Origin of the sequence: Peptoniphilus mikwangii (assembly GCF_000468535.1) — a bacterium.
Classification (GTDB): Bacteria; Bacillota; Clostridia; order Tissierellales; family Peptoniphilaceae; genus Anaerosphaera; species Anaerosphaera mikwangii.
Genome location: NZ_AUQY01000005.1, coordinates 109,971 through 126,859 on the forward strand (window position 1 = coordinate 109,971; position 16,889 = coordinate 126,859).

The window sequence follows — 16,889 nt, forward strand, 5'->3', positions numbered from 1 at the left end:
AAAGCATTAAACTTCTTGTGAATTTTCCCAAAGTCCATGAATATTGCAATAACTCATTGCATATAATGTTCCTTTTTTAGTAGTTTTCAATGTAGAAACAACTTCAGGTTTAGTAAATAGTTCTTCTTCTCCATGAACCTTAAATTCATAACTTCCTATTTCAATAGGAAATTTTGCTCCTTCAGGTTGGAAAAATAACTTAATCCAAGAAATATGATGTTCCAAAGTATTTGGATGTGCTATTTCTTCTCCTACAAATGCTTTTACTACAAGCTCTTCACCATTATTTTCAACGTGTATTACAGGCACGTGTTTTTCATTTTTCCAATCTCCTGATTGTACTGTTTCTGTTAATTTTTTCATACTTTTATTACCCCCATATTATAACTTAATTAAATAATACCCCTTTTATTAAAATTTACACTATTTTTATATATTTTTTTAAATTTAATTACTTTTTAATATAAATTTAATTCCCTGTCGCTTCCAATATTTCATAATATGCCCAAAACTTGCTGTTGACATCTTTAAATGGATTTTTACTATATGAATCCATAAATGCCTTATTCGGAGTCCTATTTTGGAGTTTATTTAATACAGTTGCAACTTCCGCTCTTGTTATAGGCTCATTCGGAGCAAATAAATTCTTTCCTCTTCCATTCATGAGCCCCTTTGATGTTACCGCATCTATAGCATTTTTTGCCCAATGTTCTTCATTTACATCATTAAATGATAAAGGCGTATTATCAATATTTATATTTGCAAATTTTGAAATTATACTTGCAAATTCTGCTCTTGTTATAGACTTTTCAGGCATAAATTTACCATTGTTGTATCCGGTAATTATACCCTTTTTCTCCATAAATCCAACTGCATCTGCATACCATGCTTCTTGACTTACATCACTAAATGAACTGAAAACTCCCTGTGCATCTTTTCCAAGGTATATTTTTGTAAGTACACTTGCAACTTCCGCCCTTTTCATATTATTTTTTGGTCCGAAGGTCGTTTTTGAATATCCGTTCATGAACGGTTTTCTTATAATGGCAACAGCTTCCTTCAATTTTGTTATGGCATCTTCAATTTCAGCTCCTGAAACTTTCGACTTAACTTCAATATATTGTCCGTTGGCAACAGCAGCCATAAGTCTTGCAGCATGTTCTTTCTCTACTGACGATACATTAAGATCTCTTGCCATAGCAACATAGTCATGTAAAAGTTTCATTTTATTTTCATCATAACTTTTAATGCTTTCATCTACCATGCTTCCCGCCACATAAGAATCCTCTTTATTTTTTACAACAACTATAATACTTGCCGTCTTATCTTCTGCATCTTTTGTAAAATAACTTACAATATTTAATTTAGTTCCCACTTCTTGAGGTTCTATTCCAATCTTAAAATTGCCATTTTTATCACTTATTCCTTCTGCAATTTTTTTACCCTCAATCAAAATCTTTATCTTTGAATTTTTTTCAGTTACTCCTGTTACCTCAGTTGATTTTGAAAAGACATCACTAACTACTATTTTGCCGTCTTGTACCTTCGTATTTGATGTAATATCTTTTTGTTGTGAACTTTCTGAACCGGTCTTATCAACATAGGATAAAACAAATGAATTATTAAAGTTACTTCCGGATACCGTGTCCTTTTTAACTACTGTAGATATATTTAAAGTAAAGTTTCTAAGTCCATTTAACACATTTACATCATTTATAGATAGTGTAACTAAATTTTGAGTATTTTTCTTTACACTTGTAACTTTAACTTCAATTTTACTGTCGACAAGTTCTATTCCGTCCAGTTTATTTTCAACTACAGAAAGGTTTGAATCCATAAGTACAGTTACTGCAAATGATTTATAATACTTTTCATAGCTCTCCGGAAGACTTATCTTCAATTGGTAATTTAACTTGTCCCCCTCCTGCGCAGAATATATAGCAGGATGCTCGAGCACAACTTGAATATCTTCCTTTGCATATACTTGTATTGTAATTAATAATATGGAAAAAACAAATACAATCATATTCCTAATTTTTATCACATAATCACCCCTCTATTTATATTATATTATGTATTATAAATTTAGTATATTAAATTACTGTTACAAAATAGGTTATACAAAAAAGAGTATATCATTTACTGTGATATACTCTTTTTTTCCGTTAAAATGGAAATAACGGTTTTAATATTCTAAGCAAAAATATTACTGCAAGGAGTATCATTATCGGAGATACTTCTTTGCGTCTTCCTGTTGTTACTTTTAACAATGCATAGCTCATCATTCCAAATGCAATACCTTCTGCAATTGAGTATGCAAAGGGCATCATTGAAATTGTTAAAAACGCAGGAAGTGATTCTGTAAAATCATCAAAGTCTATTTCCTTTATAGGGCTCATCATAAATAATCCAACTACGATAAGAGCTGCTGATGTAGCTTCTGTTGGCACTATTGAAAATAGCGGAAAGAAAAACAGTGAAATCAAAAAGAAAAATCCTGTCGATAGTGAAGTAAGTCCCGTTCTTCCTCCATCTGCAACCCCGCTTGCACTTTCTACAAATGTTGTTACTGTACTTGTTCCAAGAGCTGCTCCTGCCGCTGTACCTATTGCATCTGCAAGAAGTGCCTTTCCTACATCCGGTAACTTTCCATCTTCATCCAATAATCCCGCCTTAGTAGCTACTCCTGTAAGAGTTCCTATTGTGTCAAATAAATCTACAAATAAAAATGTAAACATTACCGAAAACATTTCAAATGTAAAGATACTGTTTAATTGTAGCTTAAATGCTATCGGCTCAATTGACGGTGGTAATGAAAATATTGCAGTTTGAGGTAATTGAGATACACCTAAAATAAGAGCTAAAATTGTCGATCCTATTATTCCAAGAAGTAAAGCTCCTTTAACTTTTTTAGCTGTTAAAAATCCCATCAAAAATAATGCAAAAAATAATACGAGCGAGTTCGGTGTAAGTAGATCTCCAAGAGATAAAATTACGCCTTCTCCCGGTACTATTATATTAGCATTTGTAAATCCTATAAGTGCGATAAAAAGTCCTATACCTACCGATACAGCTTTTTTTAAAGTTAATGGAATTGATTCAAAAATTGCTTCTCTAACTTTAAACATTGATAATAATATAAATAAGATACCTTCTAAAAATACTGCTGTTAATGCAAATTCCCAAGGTTTCCCCATTTGCATGCAAACTGTAAATGTAAAAAACGCATTTAGTCCCATACCTGGTCCTAATGCAAACGGAAGATTTGCGTAAAATCCCATAATCAAAATTGCAATTACCGAAGAAATTATAGTTGCAGTAAATACAGCTCCTCTATCCATTCCTGTTTGTGAAAGCAAACTAGGATTCACAATCAAAATATATGACATTGTCATAAATGTAGTAAGTCCCGCAGCAATTTCAGTTCTTACATCAGTCTTTCTTTCACTGAGCTTAAATCTCTTCTCAAAAAAGCTACTCTCCATAAAAAATTTCCCTCCTCATGCTAATAAGTCCCTATAAACATACTATAATATTCTTATTTAAATAAATTTCGGTACTTCGGAAATCACTTACAAACAAAAATATTACTTCTTAATAATATCACATAGGCATTACAAAAAAAAGATTTTTATGACTCTTGGAATATTTATTTTTCAACAAATTTATAGAAAAATATCTTTTAAAAATGTTGTATTTTTATACTAAAATAATTTTTTTCGAGTATAATATAATTTTAAGGAGGCAAGTATGAACAATTATAAACTTTTAAATGAAGAATATATAAGTGAGGTTGCATCAACTGCAAGAGTGTATGAACATAAATCTACAAAAGCTAAAATCCTCACTCTATCAAATAATGATGAAAATAAAGCATTCGGTATAGGATTTAGAACTATTCCGACAGATGCAACCGGTGTTGCACATATAGTAGAACATTGTGTTCTTTCCGGTTCAAGAAAATATAAGACAAGAGAACCTTTTATGGATCTTATCAAGTCAAGTATGCAAACTTTTTTAAATGCTATGACTTTTCCCGATAAGACAATATATCCTGTGAGTTCAAGAAACAAAAAAGACTTTTATAACTTAATGGATGTATATTTAGATTCCGTTTTCTATCCGAGAATGTATGAAAAAAAAGAAATATTTTTACAAGAAGGCTGGCATTATGAACTTGAAAATAAGGAAGCCCCTCTTAAATATAACGGTGTTGTGTATAATGAGATGAAGGGTGTCTATTCAGATCCTCAAAATATAGTATCTGATGCAATTACATTTAATTTACACAAAAACTCCTCTTACGGAATTGACTCCGGCGGGGACCCTAAAGATATTCCTAATTTGACCTATGAAAACTTCTTAGCATTCCATAAAAAATTCTATCATCCTTCAAATTCATATATATATTTATACGGTGATCTTGATATGGAAGAAGCTCTTGATTATATCGACAGAGAGTATCTAAGTAATTTTGAATATAAAAAAATTAACTCTGAAATAATTTTAAATGACCCTATTCAAAAACAAGAAAGAGTTACAGAAACATATAGCGTATCTGAAAATGAACTCGGAGAAAATAAAGATTTTCTCGGATATAGTTGGTGCCTTGGAAATGCAGATAATCAACTTGATTTATTTATGAGAAATTTTTTAGCAGAGCTTTTAATCGACTCAAACTCATCTCCTATAAAAACTGCACTGCTTCAAAATGGATTTGCAGAAGATGTATATGCGGAAACATCAACTTCAAAAGCTCTTGATTTATCAATTGTTGCCAAAAATACCGACAGTTCAAAAATTAATGAGTTTAAAAGCATCATAGAAAACTGTCTAAGAAAAGTAGTTGAAAATGGAATAGATAAAAATTTACTTGAAGCTACACTAAACAAATTTGAATTTGCTTTTAGGGAAGGCGGCGGTACGCAACGCTCAATTATATATTATATACGTGCTCTAAATTTATGGCTGTATGATTTAAGTCCAATAGACGGATTAAAGGCAAATGATTTAATCAATGAAATAAGGGAAAAAATAAACTCAAACTTCATTGAAGATTACATTGAAAAAAAACTTTTAAACAACAACTATTCAATCTTAATTTCAGTTGTTCCTGAAGTTAATAAGAGTGTTATTGAAGAAAATGAATGCGCTAAAAAACTTGAAGCATATAAAAAGACTCTATCGGATGAAGAACTTGAAAACATAATCAAACAACATCAAGAACTTATTGAATTTCAAATGACCGAAGACTCCGAAGAAGATAAAAATACAATTCCTTCTCTTGAATTATCCGATATAAAAGACGGTATAACACACATACCTCATGAAATCTATGATGAAAAACATGCAAAACTGTTATTTAATGAACAATTTACAAATGAAATTTCATATATAACTTTAAGTTTTGACATAGCACATATATCACAAGATAAATTAAAAGATATGTCAATTATGACAGATCTCATCGGAAAATTATCAACCGAAAAATACAACTATCATTGCTTAGATTCCGAAATCTATAAAACAATGGGCGGTTTTGTAATAAACCCTACGACTTACAAAGACTACTCAACAAAAAACAATTTCTCCCCAAGATTGAATTTGAGTTTTAAAACTCTCGACGTAAACTTTGAAAAATCAGTTCAACTTGTTGAAGAAATAATAAATTCTACGACATTTGATGATAAAAACAGAATAAGAGAATTATTGTTGATGGAAAAGTCATCTGATGAAGCTACAATTTTACAAAATGGTCATAATATAGTAATGGAAACAGTAAAAAGCTATTTTTCAAGACAAGCTGCATACAACGCACAGCTTAACGGACTTGAAAATTATTTCTACCTTTCCGACTTGATAAACAATTTTGAAGAAGAATTTGAAAAATTTAAAGTTTCGCTCATAGAACTTAAAAAACTTGTATTTAACAAGAATAACTTAGTAATAAACTACACAGGTTCAAGAAAATCACTTGAAATAAATAAGAAATATATCTTAGAACTTACAGAAAAATTAGATGACTCAAAATATGAAATAAGTGAATTTGAAATGGAGCCTACACCTAAAAACCAAGCATTTACAACATCAGCAGGTGTTCAGTATGTATCTAAGGGATACGACATAGAAGCTCTTGGAGAAGAATATTCAGGTATTCTTACAGTTCTCGGAAGCATACTTTCAACAAATTATTTGCACTACAATATTCGTGCAAAAGGTGGCGCTTATGGTGCAGGAGTTAAATTTACAATGTCTTCTGACATGATGAGCTATTCTTACAGAGATCCACATTTAAAAAATACTATTGATGTATATGACAATATGTATAAATTCTTGGAAGAGCTGACACTTAGCGCTTCAGAACTTAAAAATTTCATAATAGGCTCTGTAAATAGTTTTGACCCACTTTTAAGTCCATCAGCAAAAGGTGATATAAATCTTGTGCGTTACTTGTCAAATATCACAGAAGAAAAACTCTCTAAACATAAAAAAGAAGCTCTATCCGCAACACTTGAAGATCTAAAAAAATTCGCACCTTTAATTAAAAAAGCAATGGATAAAAACTATCTGTGTGTAATCGGAGGAGAAGAAAAAATTAAAGAACATTCAAATTTATTTAATGAAATAATAAATTTAAAAAAATAATAAATAATCGAAAAATATTTTAATAAAAAATGAAGTATCTATTATTAAATAGATACTTCATTTTTTAATTTAAACATGTTCCGCAGGAAGCGTTTTGTCAAGTACCTTTTTATATTTATGGATGCTTTTTCTGTAGGATATTTTTCACTTTTGGACAAGAAAAAACAGTAAACCTTTTTGATTTACTGTTTCTGTGTTAGTTTTTATTAAAAAATTGTTTTTTACAAAAGCTAGGATTTTTAGTTATCCTCAATGTGGAATAATCAATTGAAATATAAATGCAACTATAACGGATACTCCTAATTCTAAAACAAATTCTTTTGGCTTTCTATACAAGATTAGAACACCTATTATCCATGTTATAACCTCCATAAGGTCATACATATAAAAGCCTTGTAGGGGATTAAGATTGAAAGCCTGCGCAAATAACACTCCAATAATTGTTCCAGAAAGAACAGTTGCAAAAACCCCTTTTCCTTTTGCATACCAGCACATGTATGCCATAAAAAAGGATACACAAGCAATCACTACCCATATCATCATATAAGTTTTCGGCAGAAAACCTAAAACATAATTGCAATATAAATAATACCCCATCAGCATACTAATCAAGAACGAAAATGTGTTAATTGATGCTCTCAAAGGAGATTTAGAATAAACTGATATTATTGTTCCAAGCAAAATCCATATAGATAATCTGCCAAAATAATTTACAACATCAAGTTGTTGAAAAATCATTGGGAAATAATTGCTTGCTGTACCATCAATCCATTTCTGAAATACTCCAAGTGCAAACCCAAATAACATGAACCCTACCGTTGCCAATATATATTTTGAAGTAACACCTTTTTGAGGTATTCTTATTTTCTCAAGAAATACTTTCATTTTCTATTCTCCGCCAAATTCAAATTTTGTTTATATTAAATCATTATAGCATTTTTTCACTTAGTTTTATAGGTCTAACTCGTTTTGCTTTACCTGTGATGGTCGCTTTTCTCGTTCCTGTAACTGCTCTATACAGGTCTTAACTTTTTCTGCCTGTCCTACTTCTTCTCGTATATCTAATATCTGATTGTAAAGGCTCATTTTCTCTTTTTTCAAATTGGCAACTTCTGATTTCCATTTTGATATATTCAAGGTCTTACTTTCACCTAAATGCTTTTTCAGATATTTCTTGGCACTTTCAAATAAAAGAATCTCTGCCGTATGCTCGTTATAAAAATCTTCCTGTTTGCTTTTCTTGGTTTTGGTATAGGCTTTATAGGTATTTTTATGCTTCAAATATTTCTCGGCTTGGTCAATAAGTTTTGTTTTATCATCAATTCTCTTTTTGCTGTCTTTGATGGCTCTTGTAGTTTTGTAGTTCTTATCTCTTAAAGCAACTATATTTTCTTTAAGTTCAGATAAGGAAGTGATATTTTTTTCTTTAAGAATTTGGTAACTTTCAGTGTATTTCTCTAAGTCTGCATTATGGTTATCTGCGTTTTTATGGATAAGACTTTCAAAAATGGATATTAGATTTTCTTTTGGTGGAAGGGTGGATTTTGTATTTTCTATTTCTGCGTTTTCTTCTTTTCCAATTCCTCTTATCCAATTTAGTAATGCCTTTATTCTTCTTGAGATTTCTCTTAAAATCATATTTTGATGTTTGATTTCTCGGTTGATATTTCCTCTGTCTGTGGCTATGCCTTTCTTCTCCATTTGGGTTGCTGATACGCCCATGTGGATTGTTGGTATTTGCTCTATGCCTTGTCTTTGATAAGAGCGGTGATCCACTTTGTCTTGTATGCTGTTTTCTTCAAGATATTTGTTTGTAATATCTGCCCATGCTTTTCTCCAGTGTTCCGCTTTCTCTTGCTCGTTCCAATCTGTTGTATTTATCTTTCTTGTTTTGTAATTGCCATTTTTAAGTTTTACCTTTTCTCCGTTTTCATCAAGGATATATTCCTTTTTTGATTTTGCTCCCCATGTTGTATCTTCATTTAGTGGTCGCATGGTTAGTAGGATATGACAATGTGGGTTTCCATCATTTTTATCATGTAAGGCAATATCGGCACACATACCTACTTTTACAAAATTTTCTTTTACATATTCTCTTACAAGATTTATTTGTTTTTCTCGGTCTAATTCTTTAGGTAGGGCAACTTCAATTTCTCTTGCAAGCTGTGAGTTTTTACTTTTTTCTATTTTCTCAACACTGTTCCACAATGTCCCTCTATCTGAAAATTCCTGTGGTGCATTTTGTGGTAAAAGAATTTCAGTATGGGCTATTCCGCCTTTTCTTGTAAAGTCGTGAACCTCGCCATCATACTCATTTTTTATCTTTTCGCCACTACGATAGGCGGAAGCTGCTACTGCACTTTTGCCTTTGCCTCTTGAAATAATCTTTATGCAAAGATGATATATCGCCATAGTAAAAAACCTCCTTTCCATTTTCCGATATGGTTATGGTGGCGATAGATAGAACTTCCTAAAAAAATCGGATAGCTTTTTATCCGATTTCTTTTGGGAAGTACACAAGGGGTAGGAAATTTATTTCCGTAGGGGAGTGTAGCTCCCCTGTATCAGCGTTAGCCGATATGCCCTCTGCTAAGAGCCTTCGGAGAACGCACACACCTGTTAGGGTGTATATGTGCGCCCTTGTAAACAAGGGACTATTCCTCGATGTCCGTTACAGTCTCTTGGTTTTCTATATTTTTACTTTCTGTTTCTTCTCTGCTTTCAATGATTTTTAGTATTTTAAGATTGGCTTCTTCTTTACGAATTAGAGATGTGATTAGCTGATAAAATTCATCTTTGGTGAAGTTTTTACTTTAGGTAAATATACTTTCAAAGACTGCTCCTTTTTCATATATCCGTCTATCTCTCTTTTTTCGTTCTTCCTGTTTCTGTTGACTGATGAGCTTTTTTCTTTTATTTTGTAATTGCTTGATTTCTTCTTCCATTAAAATTTTTTCGTCTATATTTTTCATTTTCTGTTTTCCTCTCTTTATGTTTTGAGCAAAGAAAAAACAGTAAACCTTTTTTGATTTACTGTTCCTGTGTTAGTTTTTATTAAATTGTTAATTCAGCAAGTTAGGATTTGTCTACTTTAATATTTTTATTCAATAATTTCACAAACGCTAAAAACATCATTAGATTCAATCAATATACTTTTTTCATCCCATTTGTATATTTTTGCTCCTATTGGATAAATGTTACTCGTGAAATTTTCATCTTCATCATTTAAAGTTTTTGATAAAGAGCCTTTCGAACCTTTAATTTCTCCTAAAAATTTCATATCACCTAATTTAACTGCTCCCAAATCTCTAACCCAACCATAAATTTCATCGTTTATTTTAACCATAGGTTTATAAGATGCTTCTGTTCCAGCTTTTATATTATCGCTTTCACTAATCAACCCTATAATATTATTAAAGATTTCTTCTTTTAAATCCCAAATCCTCTGATATGGCTGTTCAACATAACTATTCCCATTTTTCTGATATAGATATGCTACACTTGGACTTTTTTCTGCACCTTTATGATAAAATTTTACTATGATATAGTTTTCAATGTTCGTAGGTTGGTCATTTACACTCTTAGCATTAGTACCTTTTGATTATCTTTTATATCACTAATCAGCTTTGATATTTCTTTTTCATCAATAATTTTGTTAGCAGTCTCAGAAACATTATCCATGATTTCAATTTCTGTTATATTTTTAGTTTCTGGTAACACTATTTCTTTTTTATTTCCACAAGCAGTTAAAGCTGATATACAACTCAAAACTAGAACTATTCTAATATATTTTTTCAATTTTGGTTCTCCTCCCACTTCCATATTATTTAGTATAATAGAATTTTTTAAGTATTTTTTCTATTGCCAAATTTCCTACTCACTCGCTACTATTTCCTCTTAGAATGAATTACGCTAAACAATTTATCTTGAAATGTTTCCTTACTATTTTTATCAAAATATATCTATATTACAAAGGTTTTTACGTTTATCTTTTTTGTTAGAATACCATCAGGCTTTTGATGTTGTAGTTGTTCTTCTGTCTGTATTTCTTTATTATCTGTTTTTTCATTTTCTGTTTTTCTCTCTTTCTAAATTTGAGCAAGAAAAAACAACAAACCATTTTTGATTTACTGCTTTGTGAATTACTATGGTATATCGTGTTATTTGTTAACTACGCTCTAAAAACTTCCAATCATAAGATCTTTTACTTATCCCACTTTGAACCTTTTTTACATATATAAAAATCACAACAATCTGCACCTGTAGCTATTGTTCCTTTTCTTTTTAGTACACCGCCCATCATAGTTATAGTCTCATAATCCATCTTACACATATATGGTATCAATTCCTCATGATGTTCCTGTTTGCCTAAGGCGCAAAGCCCGCATCTATGATATATCACTGTATATTCGTTTTCATCTCTACCTAAAATGAGTTCTGTATTCCAATTAAACTCACTGTCAGAAGCTGCATTTGCAATCTTGTTTTTTTCTGTTTTCTTTTTCTGCGTTTTTATATCAAAAGCCTTTTGTTTTTGGAAGTTTTTCTTTAACATAGGAGCTTCTATTGTAGCGCTGACCATTTCTTCAAACTGTTCTTGATTCATTTTTCCTTCCATCGCTTCATATATGGACAACCACAGGATCCCGCTTGTAAGACACACTCTCAGAGGATTTTTTCTAAGGCTGCCTATATCCGGTGTCCGTTTGATTATATCCTTATAATTGTTTTTAGAAATCCTTTTTACATTCTTTATATCAATATCTTTCCAATATTGTTTTATAAATTGAAATATGGTAGGCGATAAGGCATACCATATTATCTTTTCGCATAACGAATTTTTCATGATTCCTCTACCTTTCTAAATCTTTCAATATATAGTATTATAACGAATTTAGGTTAATTTTACCATTACTATATTTGCCGCCCACTGCGTTCTGTTCTTTCATTCTTTATGTTCCGACTGTACTACTTTTAATAACTTCTCTTTAAATGTATCCTTACTGTTTGGGTCAAAATATATCTGTGTTACAAAGGTCTTTCCGTTTATCTTTTTTGTTAGAATACCATCAGGCTTTTGATGTTGTGGTTGTTCTTCTGTCTGTATTTCTTTAATATCTGCTTTTTCATTTTCTGCCATTTAGTCCTCCCTTCGACTTGCACAAAAAAAGATTTCCTGTACTTAGGAAACCTCTTTTCATATTGGTTGGTATTTCGTTTTAGATATTGATTTTAGGTTATAGCTTGTAGCTTCTTTCTTGCTCTGTATTTCCTTGCTTTTATTCGTTCATACTCTCTGAATTTTTCAAGATTTTTAGCTCTGTATTCTTTGGAATATGCCCTATGGTAAGCTCTTGATTTTTCTTTCTTGGCTTCTTCGATTTCTTCTCTCATCTGTATAATTTTCTGTTCTGCCGGCTCTATCAGTCTTGTCAGTTCATTTTCAAATCTACCTAACATTTCCCCGATAACTGTTCATAGCGTTTCGGTTCGATATTTCCCGGTGCGTTATTCTCCTTTTTTGTGTCTATATACATTTCCTTACAGTTAATATTATGCAACCCAAGTAATAACTTTGTAATTATTAGTCAATATATTAAAGCGAATCCGCCTTTTTATAATATTTTCTAATTTTTAATTAATCTGAAAATTTAAACAATATTATAAGCACTAAATTATTTATTATCCTTTACTACAGGAACCCAAAGCTCCATTTCATAATTTTCACTATCCATATCACCTTCACTGTAAACTTCGAAATCAGGTTTTCCGGAATGCATATATCCATGTTCAGGGAAAAATACTTCCATTAAATATTTCCAGCCTTCGTGTATACAATCAGGAACTTTCCCCTTAAGATTTACAACCGCATAATCTCCTTCCTCAATTTCAAAAACTTCAAGTCCCATTTCTTTTGCCTTATTTACATCTACAACATCATAACAAGCCATATAATTTATATTATTTATATTATCTACATCAAAGCACATCCCAAAGCTTTGACCGCTACCAAATTCGGACAATACTTCATGACTGTACTTAGAATATAATTCTTCCCAGGCTTTAGGACATAGTGCAGATTCTATATTTCTTATACTCTTACCCGCAACTTTAAACGCAGGTTTTTTTTGAATTCTAATATTCATTGCTTTTCCTCCCCTTATACTAAGTGCAAGTTGTACACGAGAAACAATTCTAAACGGTTTTCCTCTTCTAACTTCGGTAGGAGTATACCCATGAAATTTTTTAAATGCATTTCCAAATGAATCAGTTGATTCATATCCGTATTTAACAGCAATATCTATCACCTTACACTTTGTTTCACGAAGTTCAATAGCTGCCTGTGTAAGTTTTCTGCTCCTGATATATTCTGTCAATGTAGTTCCGGTTAAAATTGAAAAAATTCGACTGAACATAGAAAAAGAATATCCGGATAAATGTACAATCTCTTTTTCATTAAGTTCATCATCAAGTACAGATTCTATATAATTTATAGTCCTGTTAAATGATTCAATAATATTCATTGTATCCCTCCTTACATTATTAATATACCACTATAAAAAAATCTTTCTCTATATTTTCCGTACAAAAAATATATGCTGATTTAATAGCATATTTTACCATAATTATCTGCTTATTATAAAACTATTTTTTAATATATTGTACGGTTTTCAATATGAGAATTTTTCAAGCAGTTTTCAAGAATATAAATAATTTATCATATATGGTTTTCCGTTTATCCTAAATTAAATACCGAATATCTGATATTTGTTGAAAAAATATTCTTATAATTTATACTAAAACTATAAGGAGGGAAAAAATGAAATTAGAAATAATAATCGATGAAATTTATAAAGAAACGTTGCTTAAAGTTTTTTCTTCTTCAATAAATGAAGATGTAAGAATGATTGAGAATTTTTTTTACGAGACAAATACTCCAAAAATTATAGGTTTTAAAGACGATGAGGCTTTTATTATAGATGCAGATGATATAGTAAGATTTTTTACCGAAGATAAAAATACTTTTATTCAAACCGAAAAAGATAAATTCCTCTGTCGACTCAGAATTTATGAAATTGAAGAGAAATTTAAAAACTCAAATTTTATCAAAGTTTCCCGTGGAGAAATAGTTAATTTGGACTATATTAAAAAATTAGATCTAAGCTTTAAAGGAACAATTGCAATTCAATTTAAAAACGGAGATGTAAGTTATATTTCCAGAAGAAATTTAAGTTCTTTTAAAAAAGCTTTAGGATTATAGGAGGTAATTATGAAAACATTTAAAAATTTTATCAACAGTTGTCTAATCGGAATTGGAATCGGAAATTCAATAAATTTATTATTTTGCATATTAGCCGGCACATATTCGCCCGGAGTTCCAAGTTATATAGCAACACAAAACTCAGTTTTAAGTGCAGTAACTAAAGAAACAATATTATATGCACTATTTGGAGTAGTGTCTGTTATTGCAGGTTATATTTACAGAAATGAAAAATTTTCTCTTCTTCTAAGAACAATTTTAAATCTCAGTGTAATATTTTGTTATTTCATATTTACCGGATATACATTACACTGGTTTATAAATATGGCAACAGTTATAGCTTCAAGTTTTTTATTCTTTGCAATATATATTATAATTTGGATTTCAATATATAGAGAAATAAAAAAAGATGTTGAACTTTTAAATAAAAAACTTAATGAAAAAAACTTAAATTAATTTTATAAGAACATAAAGTTTTATAAATAAAAGATACAGTAAAAATTACCGACCCCAAAAAGTTAGACCGAAAAATCTAACAATTGGAGGTCGGTACATTTTGCTTAAGTCTTTTTATTCTCTTCCTTCTTTTACAGCTTCTTTATGTGCCTGAGTAATTTTCTTTACTTGCTCCGGAGAAATTGTTATTGTAACTTTTTTCTTTTCTCCCAGCTCAATCTTTCCGCCTATTGAATATAAAAGTTGCCCATCTTCTGATTTTCTTGCTTTAACTTCAATAGAACCCTTAGGTTGTTTTATATCTACTTTAAAATTTTCATCTTGACTATTTTTATTCAGGTAATATCCCGCCGCTATAGAACCTGAGCCGCAAGATCCTTCTCTAAATATAGTATCAGAACCTACAACATAGACATATGGAATCAATTCAAAATTTTTTTCATTTAAAAACAAAATTCCATAAGCACTTGAATCAAATTCTTTTCTGACAATATCTATTGCTCTCTCTACAAATTCTTTATCCTCAGATTTGTCATCTATAATTGTATGAGTTATTCCGTCAAATTCTACAACCATATAGTTTCTTCCGTCTATTTCAATTTGAGATATTTTTTTAGCCGGAGGTACTTCTACTGATGCATAAGATTTTTCAACATTAGCTAAAACATTCAAAGGTTTATTAACTCCGCTTACATATACTTCAACTTCTACATCTCCTTTTTCTTCTAAAAATGTAGCTGCATAAAGTCCATAAGTTCTCGTTGCATTCCCGCAAAATTCTCCGCCCATCATATCCATTCTGAGTGGCGGTCCGTCATAACTCGGGCTTATAAACGCAACTTGTTCAACATCACTGTCTATTTGCTCCATGATTGCCTTTGCATATGCAACTCTATATCCCGGATATACAGGCCATACTACAAATCCCGTTATATTTCCGGCAGGATTAGCTTTAAAATAATCAAATGTCTTTTCCATTTTAATTCCCTCTCTTCTCAGCTTACTTTTTTTAAATATTTCTTCATTATCTTTACTGCCTTGTCAGGTAAAATCATTCCCAAAAGTCCAATTGCCGAAAGAATATACTCACTGTCTACATAAAAATTTGCATCTGCCGGTGTCAATATGTTACTGTCATAAGATTTTACATTGTCTAATATTTTTACCGGATTTTTAGAATGTACTATTACTCCTCCTGTTCCTATAACAACTTTTACATTCGTCAAATCTTTTCCTCTTTGATAATAAATGTACCTGCTATAAGAATACTCTTTTCTTATGCTTCCTGCATGTCTTATTACTGCAGCCTCTACCGCACATCCCGCCATAGCCTCATCAAATTTATAATCCAACTGTGAGTTTGGAACCATCATAATATTTTCAGCTCTATATTTACAATTTTCTAAAATATCTATTTCTTCTGAAAAATATGACCTGAGCCTTTCTTCTCCAACTGCTTCATAAAGACTTAGAGCTGAATATCGCATACCTAAATCTCCCTCAACCGTTCTTTTAGCAAATGGTTCTCTCAATCCTTCAAATCTTATATCACTGTCACTTGGAAATCCTACCCCTATAGAATGAACATCAGTAGTTGCTCCTCCGACGTCCACAACTATCAAGTCACCCATACCTTCTTCATTTTCAGTGCCGGTAGATAAAAGTTCCGCTCCTTTAATAACAGCTGCCGGTGTAGGCATTAAAACTCCGTCAATTTCACCTTCTACATCATTCATACCCTTTGCCGTTACAATTCTATCCATAAAAATTTTTCTTATTACTTCTCTTGCAGGCTCTGCATTTAATGTATTTACCTTCGGCATCACATTTTCAGTACATACATAATCAATAGCTGAAGCATCAAAAATACATTTTATTTCATCTATTGCTCCAATATTTCCTGCAACTACTATCGGAATATTCAATTTTGCATCAGCAAGCTTTTTTGCGTTATAAATTATAGTTCTTTTATTTCCAAAATCAGTTCCTCCGGACAAAAGAATTATGTCGCAATCAGAATTTACTATTTCGTTTATATCATCATCTGAAAGTTCGTAGCTATATGTCTCTAAAATTCTCGCTCCTGCCCCAAGAGCAGATCTTTTAGCAGCTTCCGCCGTCAAATTTCTGCTAAGTCCTATTGCAATCATCTTAAGCCCACCCGCCGCTGAAGAACATGCAAGAGTTTTTTCAAATACTACATCGCTTGGAAGCTTTTCTCTAAGCTTTTTAAGCGCATTCCTAAAACCGTTCATAACTCCACTTGTTACTGTCGTAATATCTTTTGCAGTAGCAATAATTTCTTCTTTTTCTATATCTACTGCCGTTAACTTAGTGTATGTTGAACCAAAGTCCAATAATAAATAATAATTCATCTTTAATCTCCTTATCGCAATAAAAAGTGCTGATGAATCCACCGGCACTCTTTATTTACCATATATTATACTTCCCGTCGACATAATAATTTATAATTTAAAATAAAATCCTTTTTAATCACAAATAACAAATGAATTCTCTGCAACTTTCT

General features: G+C 31.1%; 16 protein-coding genes and 2 pseudogenes. 3 read left to right on the forward strand and 15 right to left on the reverse strand.

Going from position 1 to position 16,889, the window contains the following annotated elements; genetic code table 11:
- Nucleotides 1-6: 6 nt before the first annotated feature.
- The 3 genes from M915_RS05480 to M915_RS05490 all read right to left on the reverse strand — a co-directional run bounded on the left by M915_RS05480 (nucleotide 7) and on the right by M915_RS05490 (nucleotide 3,485).
- The gene (locus tag M915_RS05480) at nucleotides 7-363 is read right to left on the reverse strand and encodes a class II SORL domain-containing protein (protein WP_036730254.1); all 357 of its coding nucleotides are present in this window, start codon (nucleotides 361-363) and stop codon (nucleotides 7-9) included.
- A 106-nt stretch (nucleotides 364-469) separates the two neighbouring features.
- Complete coding sequence (locus tag M915_RS05485; protein WP_051259805.1) at nucleotides 470-2,044, reverse strand: S-layer homology domain-containing protein; 1,575 nt, start codon at nucleotides 2,042-2,044, stop codon at nucleotides 470-472.
- A 121-nt stretch (nucleotides 2,045-2,165) separates the two neighbouring features.
- Nucleotides 2,166-3,485, reverse strand: coding sequence for an NCS2 family permease (locus M915_RS05490; RefSeq protein ID WP_009221468.1), 1,320 nt, complete (start codon nucleotides 3,483-3,485; stop codon nucleotides 2,166-2,168).
- A gap of 265 nt (nucleotides 3,486-3,750) precedes the next feature.
- On the opposite strand from M915_RS05490, the gene M915_RS05495 reads away from it, so the two are divergent.
- Nucleotides 3,751-6,645: an insulinase family protein gene (locus tag M915_RS05495; protein WP_036730255.1), complete on the forward strand. Its 2,895-nt coding sequence runs from the start codon at nucleotides 3,751-3,753 to the stop codon at nucleotides 6,643-6,645.
- A gap of 249 nt (nucleotides 6,646-6,894) precedes the next feature.
- Here the strand turns inward: M915_RS05495 and M915_RS05500 are convergent, their stop codons facing one another.
- From M915_RS05500 to M915_RS05535, 10 genes and pseudogenes are all read right to left on the reverse strand, one after another.
- Nucleotides 6,895-7,530 (reverse strand): hypothetical protein, encoded by a 636-nt coding sequence (locus M915_RS05500; protein WP_036730256.1) that lies wholly within the window; start codon nucleotides 7,528-7,530, stop codon nucleotides 6,895-6,897.
- Nucleotides 7,531-7,596: 66 nt separating this feature from the next.
- Nucleotides 7,597-9,057: a MobQ family relaxase gene (gene mobQ / locus M915_RS05505; protein WP_036730257.1), complete on the reverse strand. Its 1,461-nt coding sequence runs from the start codon at nucleotides 9,055-9,057 to the stop codon at nucleotides 7,597-7,599.
- A 242-nt stretch (nucleotides 9,058-9,299) separates the two neighbouring features.
- Nucleotides 9,300-9,617 (reverse strand): annotated as a pseudogene (locus M915_RS05510) (DUF3847 domain-containing protein).
- Nucleotides 9,618-9,745: 128 nt separating this feature from the next.
- On the reverse strand, nucleotides 9,746-10,045 hold the full coding sequence (locus tag M915_RS07580; protein WP_235043768.1) for a hypothetical protein: 300 nt from the start codon (nucleotides 10,043-10,045) through the stop codon (nucleotides 9,746-9,748).
- A gap of 93 nt (nucleotides 10,046-10,138) precedes the next feature.
- A pseudogene (locus M915_RS07585) lies at nucleotides 10,139-10,201 on the reverse strand (hypothetical protein); the annotation flags it as partial.
- A 17-nt stretch (nucleotides 10,202-10,218) separates the two neighbouring features.
- A complete protein-coding gene (locus tag M915_RS07590) occupies nucleotides 10,219-10,443 on the reverse strand; it encodes a DUF5301 domain-containing protein (RefSeq protein WP_235043769.1) in 225 nt (74 codons plus the stop codon).
- Between the two features lie 406 nt (nucleotides 10,444-10,849).
- Nucleotides 10,850-11,491 (reverse strand): L-2-amino-thiazoline-4-carboxylic acid hydrolase, encoded by a 642-nt coding sequence (locus tag M915_RS05520; protein ID WP_036730258.1) that lies wholly within the window; start codon nucleotides 11,489-11,491, stop codon nucleotides 10,850-10,852.
- Nucleotides 11,492-11,590: 99 nt separating this feature from the next.
- Entirely contained in the window at nucleotides 11,591-11,785 is a 195-nt protein-coding gene (locus M915_RS05525) for a transposon-encoded TnpW family protein (RefSeq protein WP_036730259.1), read from the reverse strand.
- A gap of 92 nt (nucleotides 11,786-11,877) precedes the next feature.
- Nucleotides 11,878-12,105 carry a hypothetical protein gene (locus tag M915_RS05530; RefSeq protein ID WP_036730260.1) on the reverse strand — a complete coding sequence of 76 codons (228 nt, stop codon included), beginning with the start codon at nucleotides 12,103-12,105 and terminating at the stop codon, nucleotides 11,878-11,880.
- A 215-nt stretch (nucleotides 12,106-12,320) separates the two neighbouring features.
- Nucleotides 12,321-13,169 carry an AraC family transcriptional regulator gene (locus tag M915_RS05535; protein ID WP_036730261.1) on the reverse strand — a complete coding sequence of 283 codons (849 nt, stop codon included), beginning with the start codon at nucleotides 13,167-13,169 and terminating at the stop codon, nucleotides 12,321-12,323.
- Between the two features lie 296 nt (nucleotides 13,170-13,465).
- Here M915_RS05535 and M915_RS05540 point away from each other — a divergent pair, with 296 nt between their 5' ends.
- Together M915_RS05540 and M915_RS05545 are read left to right on the forward strand one after the other, a co-directional pair.
- Complete coding sequence (locus tag M915_RS05540) at nucleotides 13,466-13,906, forward strand: LytTR family DNA-binding domain-containing protein (RefSeq protein ID WP_009221479.1); 441 nt, start codon at nucleotides 13,466-13,468, stop codon at nucleotides 13,904-13,906.
- 9 nt (nucleotides 13,907-13,915) lie between these two features.
- A complete protein-coding gene (locus tag M915_RS05545) occupies nucleotides 13,916-14,362 on the forward strand; it encodes a DUF3021 domain-containing protein (protein ID WP_009221480.1) in 447 nt (148 codons plus the stop codon).
- Nucleotides 14,363-14,476: 114 nt separating this feature from the next.
- On the opposite strand, the gene M915_RS05550 is transcribed toward M915_RS05545, so the two are convergent.
- Both M915_RS05550 and glmL read right to left on the reverse strand, forming a co-directional pair.
- A complete protein-coding gene (locus M915_RS05550) occupies nucleotides 14,477-15,340 on the reverse strand; it encodes a hypothetical protein (RefSeq protein ID WP_009221481.1) in 864 nt (287 codons plus the stop codon).
- A 17-nt stretch (nucleotides 15,341-15,357) separates the two neighbouring features.
- Entirely contained in the window at nucleotides 15,358-16,737 is a 1,380-nt protein-coding gene (gene glmL / locus M915_RS05555; RefSeq protein WP_036730262.1) for a methylaspartate mutase accessory protein GlmL, read from the reverse strand.
- Nucleotides 16,738-16,889 lie beyond the last annotated feature (152 nt).

Coding starts and splice junctions, on each gene's coding strand:
- M915_RS05535 (WP_036730261.1), bottom strand. CDS start 13,169: ATGAATATTATTGAATCATTTAACAGGACTATAAATTATATAGAATCT.
- M915_RS05480 (WP_036730254.1), bottom strand. CDS start 363: ATGAAAAAATTAACAGAAACAGTACAATCAGGAGATTGGAAAAATGAA.
- mobQ (WP_036730257.1), bottom strand. CDS start 9,057: ATGGCGATATATCATCTTTGCATAAAGATTATTTCAAGAGGCAAAGGC.
- M915_RS05530 (WP_036730260.1), bottom strand. CDS start 12,105: ATGTTAGGTAGATTTGAAAATGAACTGACAAGACTGATAGAGCCGGCA.
- M915_RS05495 (WP_036730255.1), top strand. CDS start 3,751: ATGAACAATTATAAACTTTTAAATGAAGAATATATAAGTGAGGTTGCA.
- glmL (WP_036730262.1), bottom strand. CDS start 16,737: ATGAATTATTATTTATTATTGGACTTTGGTTCAACATACACTAAGTTA.
- M915_RS05490 (WP_009221468.1), bottom strand. CDS start 3,485: ATGGAGAGTAGCTTTTTTGAGAAGAGATTTAAGCTCAGTGAAAGAAAG.
- M915_RS05550 (WP_009221481.1), bottom strand. CDS start 15,340: ATGGAAAAGACATTTGATTATTTTAAAGCTAATCCTGCCGGAAATATA.
- M915_RS05520 (WP_036730258.1), bottom strand. CDS start 11,491: ATGAAAAATTCGTTATGCGAAAAGATAATATGGTATGCCTTATCGCCT.
- M915_RS05500 (WP_036730256.1), bottom strand. CDS start 7,530: ATGAAAGTATTTCTTGAGAAAATAAGAATACCTCAAAAAGGTGTTACT.
- M915_RS05545 (WP_009221480.1), top strand. CDS start 13,916: ATGAAAACATTTAAAAATTTTATCAACAGTTGTCTAATCGGAATTGGA.
- M915_RS05540 (WP_009221479.1), top strand. CDS start 13,466: ATGAAATTAGAAATAATAATCGATGAAATTTATAAAGAAACGTTGCTT.
- M915_RS05525 (WP_036730259.1), bottom strand. CDS start 11,785: ATGGCAGAAAATGAAAAAGCAGATATTAAAGAAATACAGACAGAAGAA.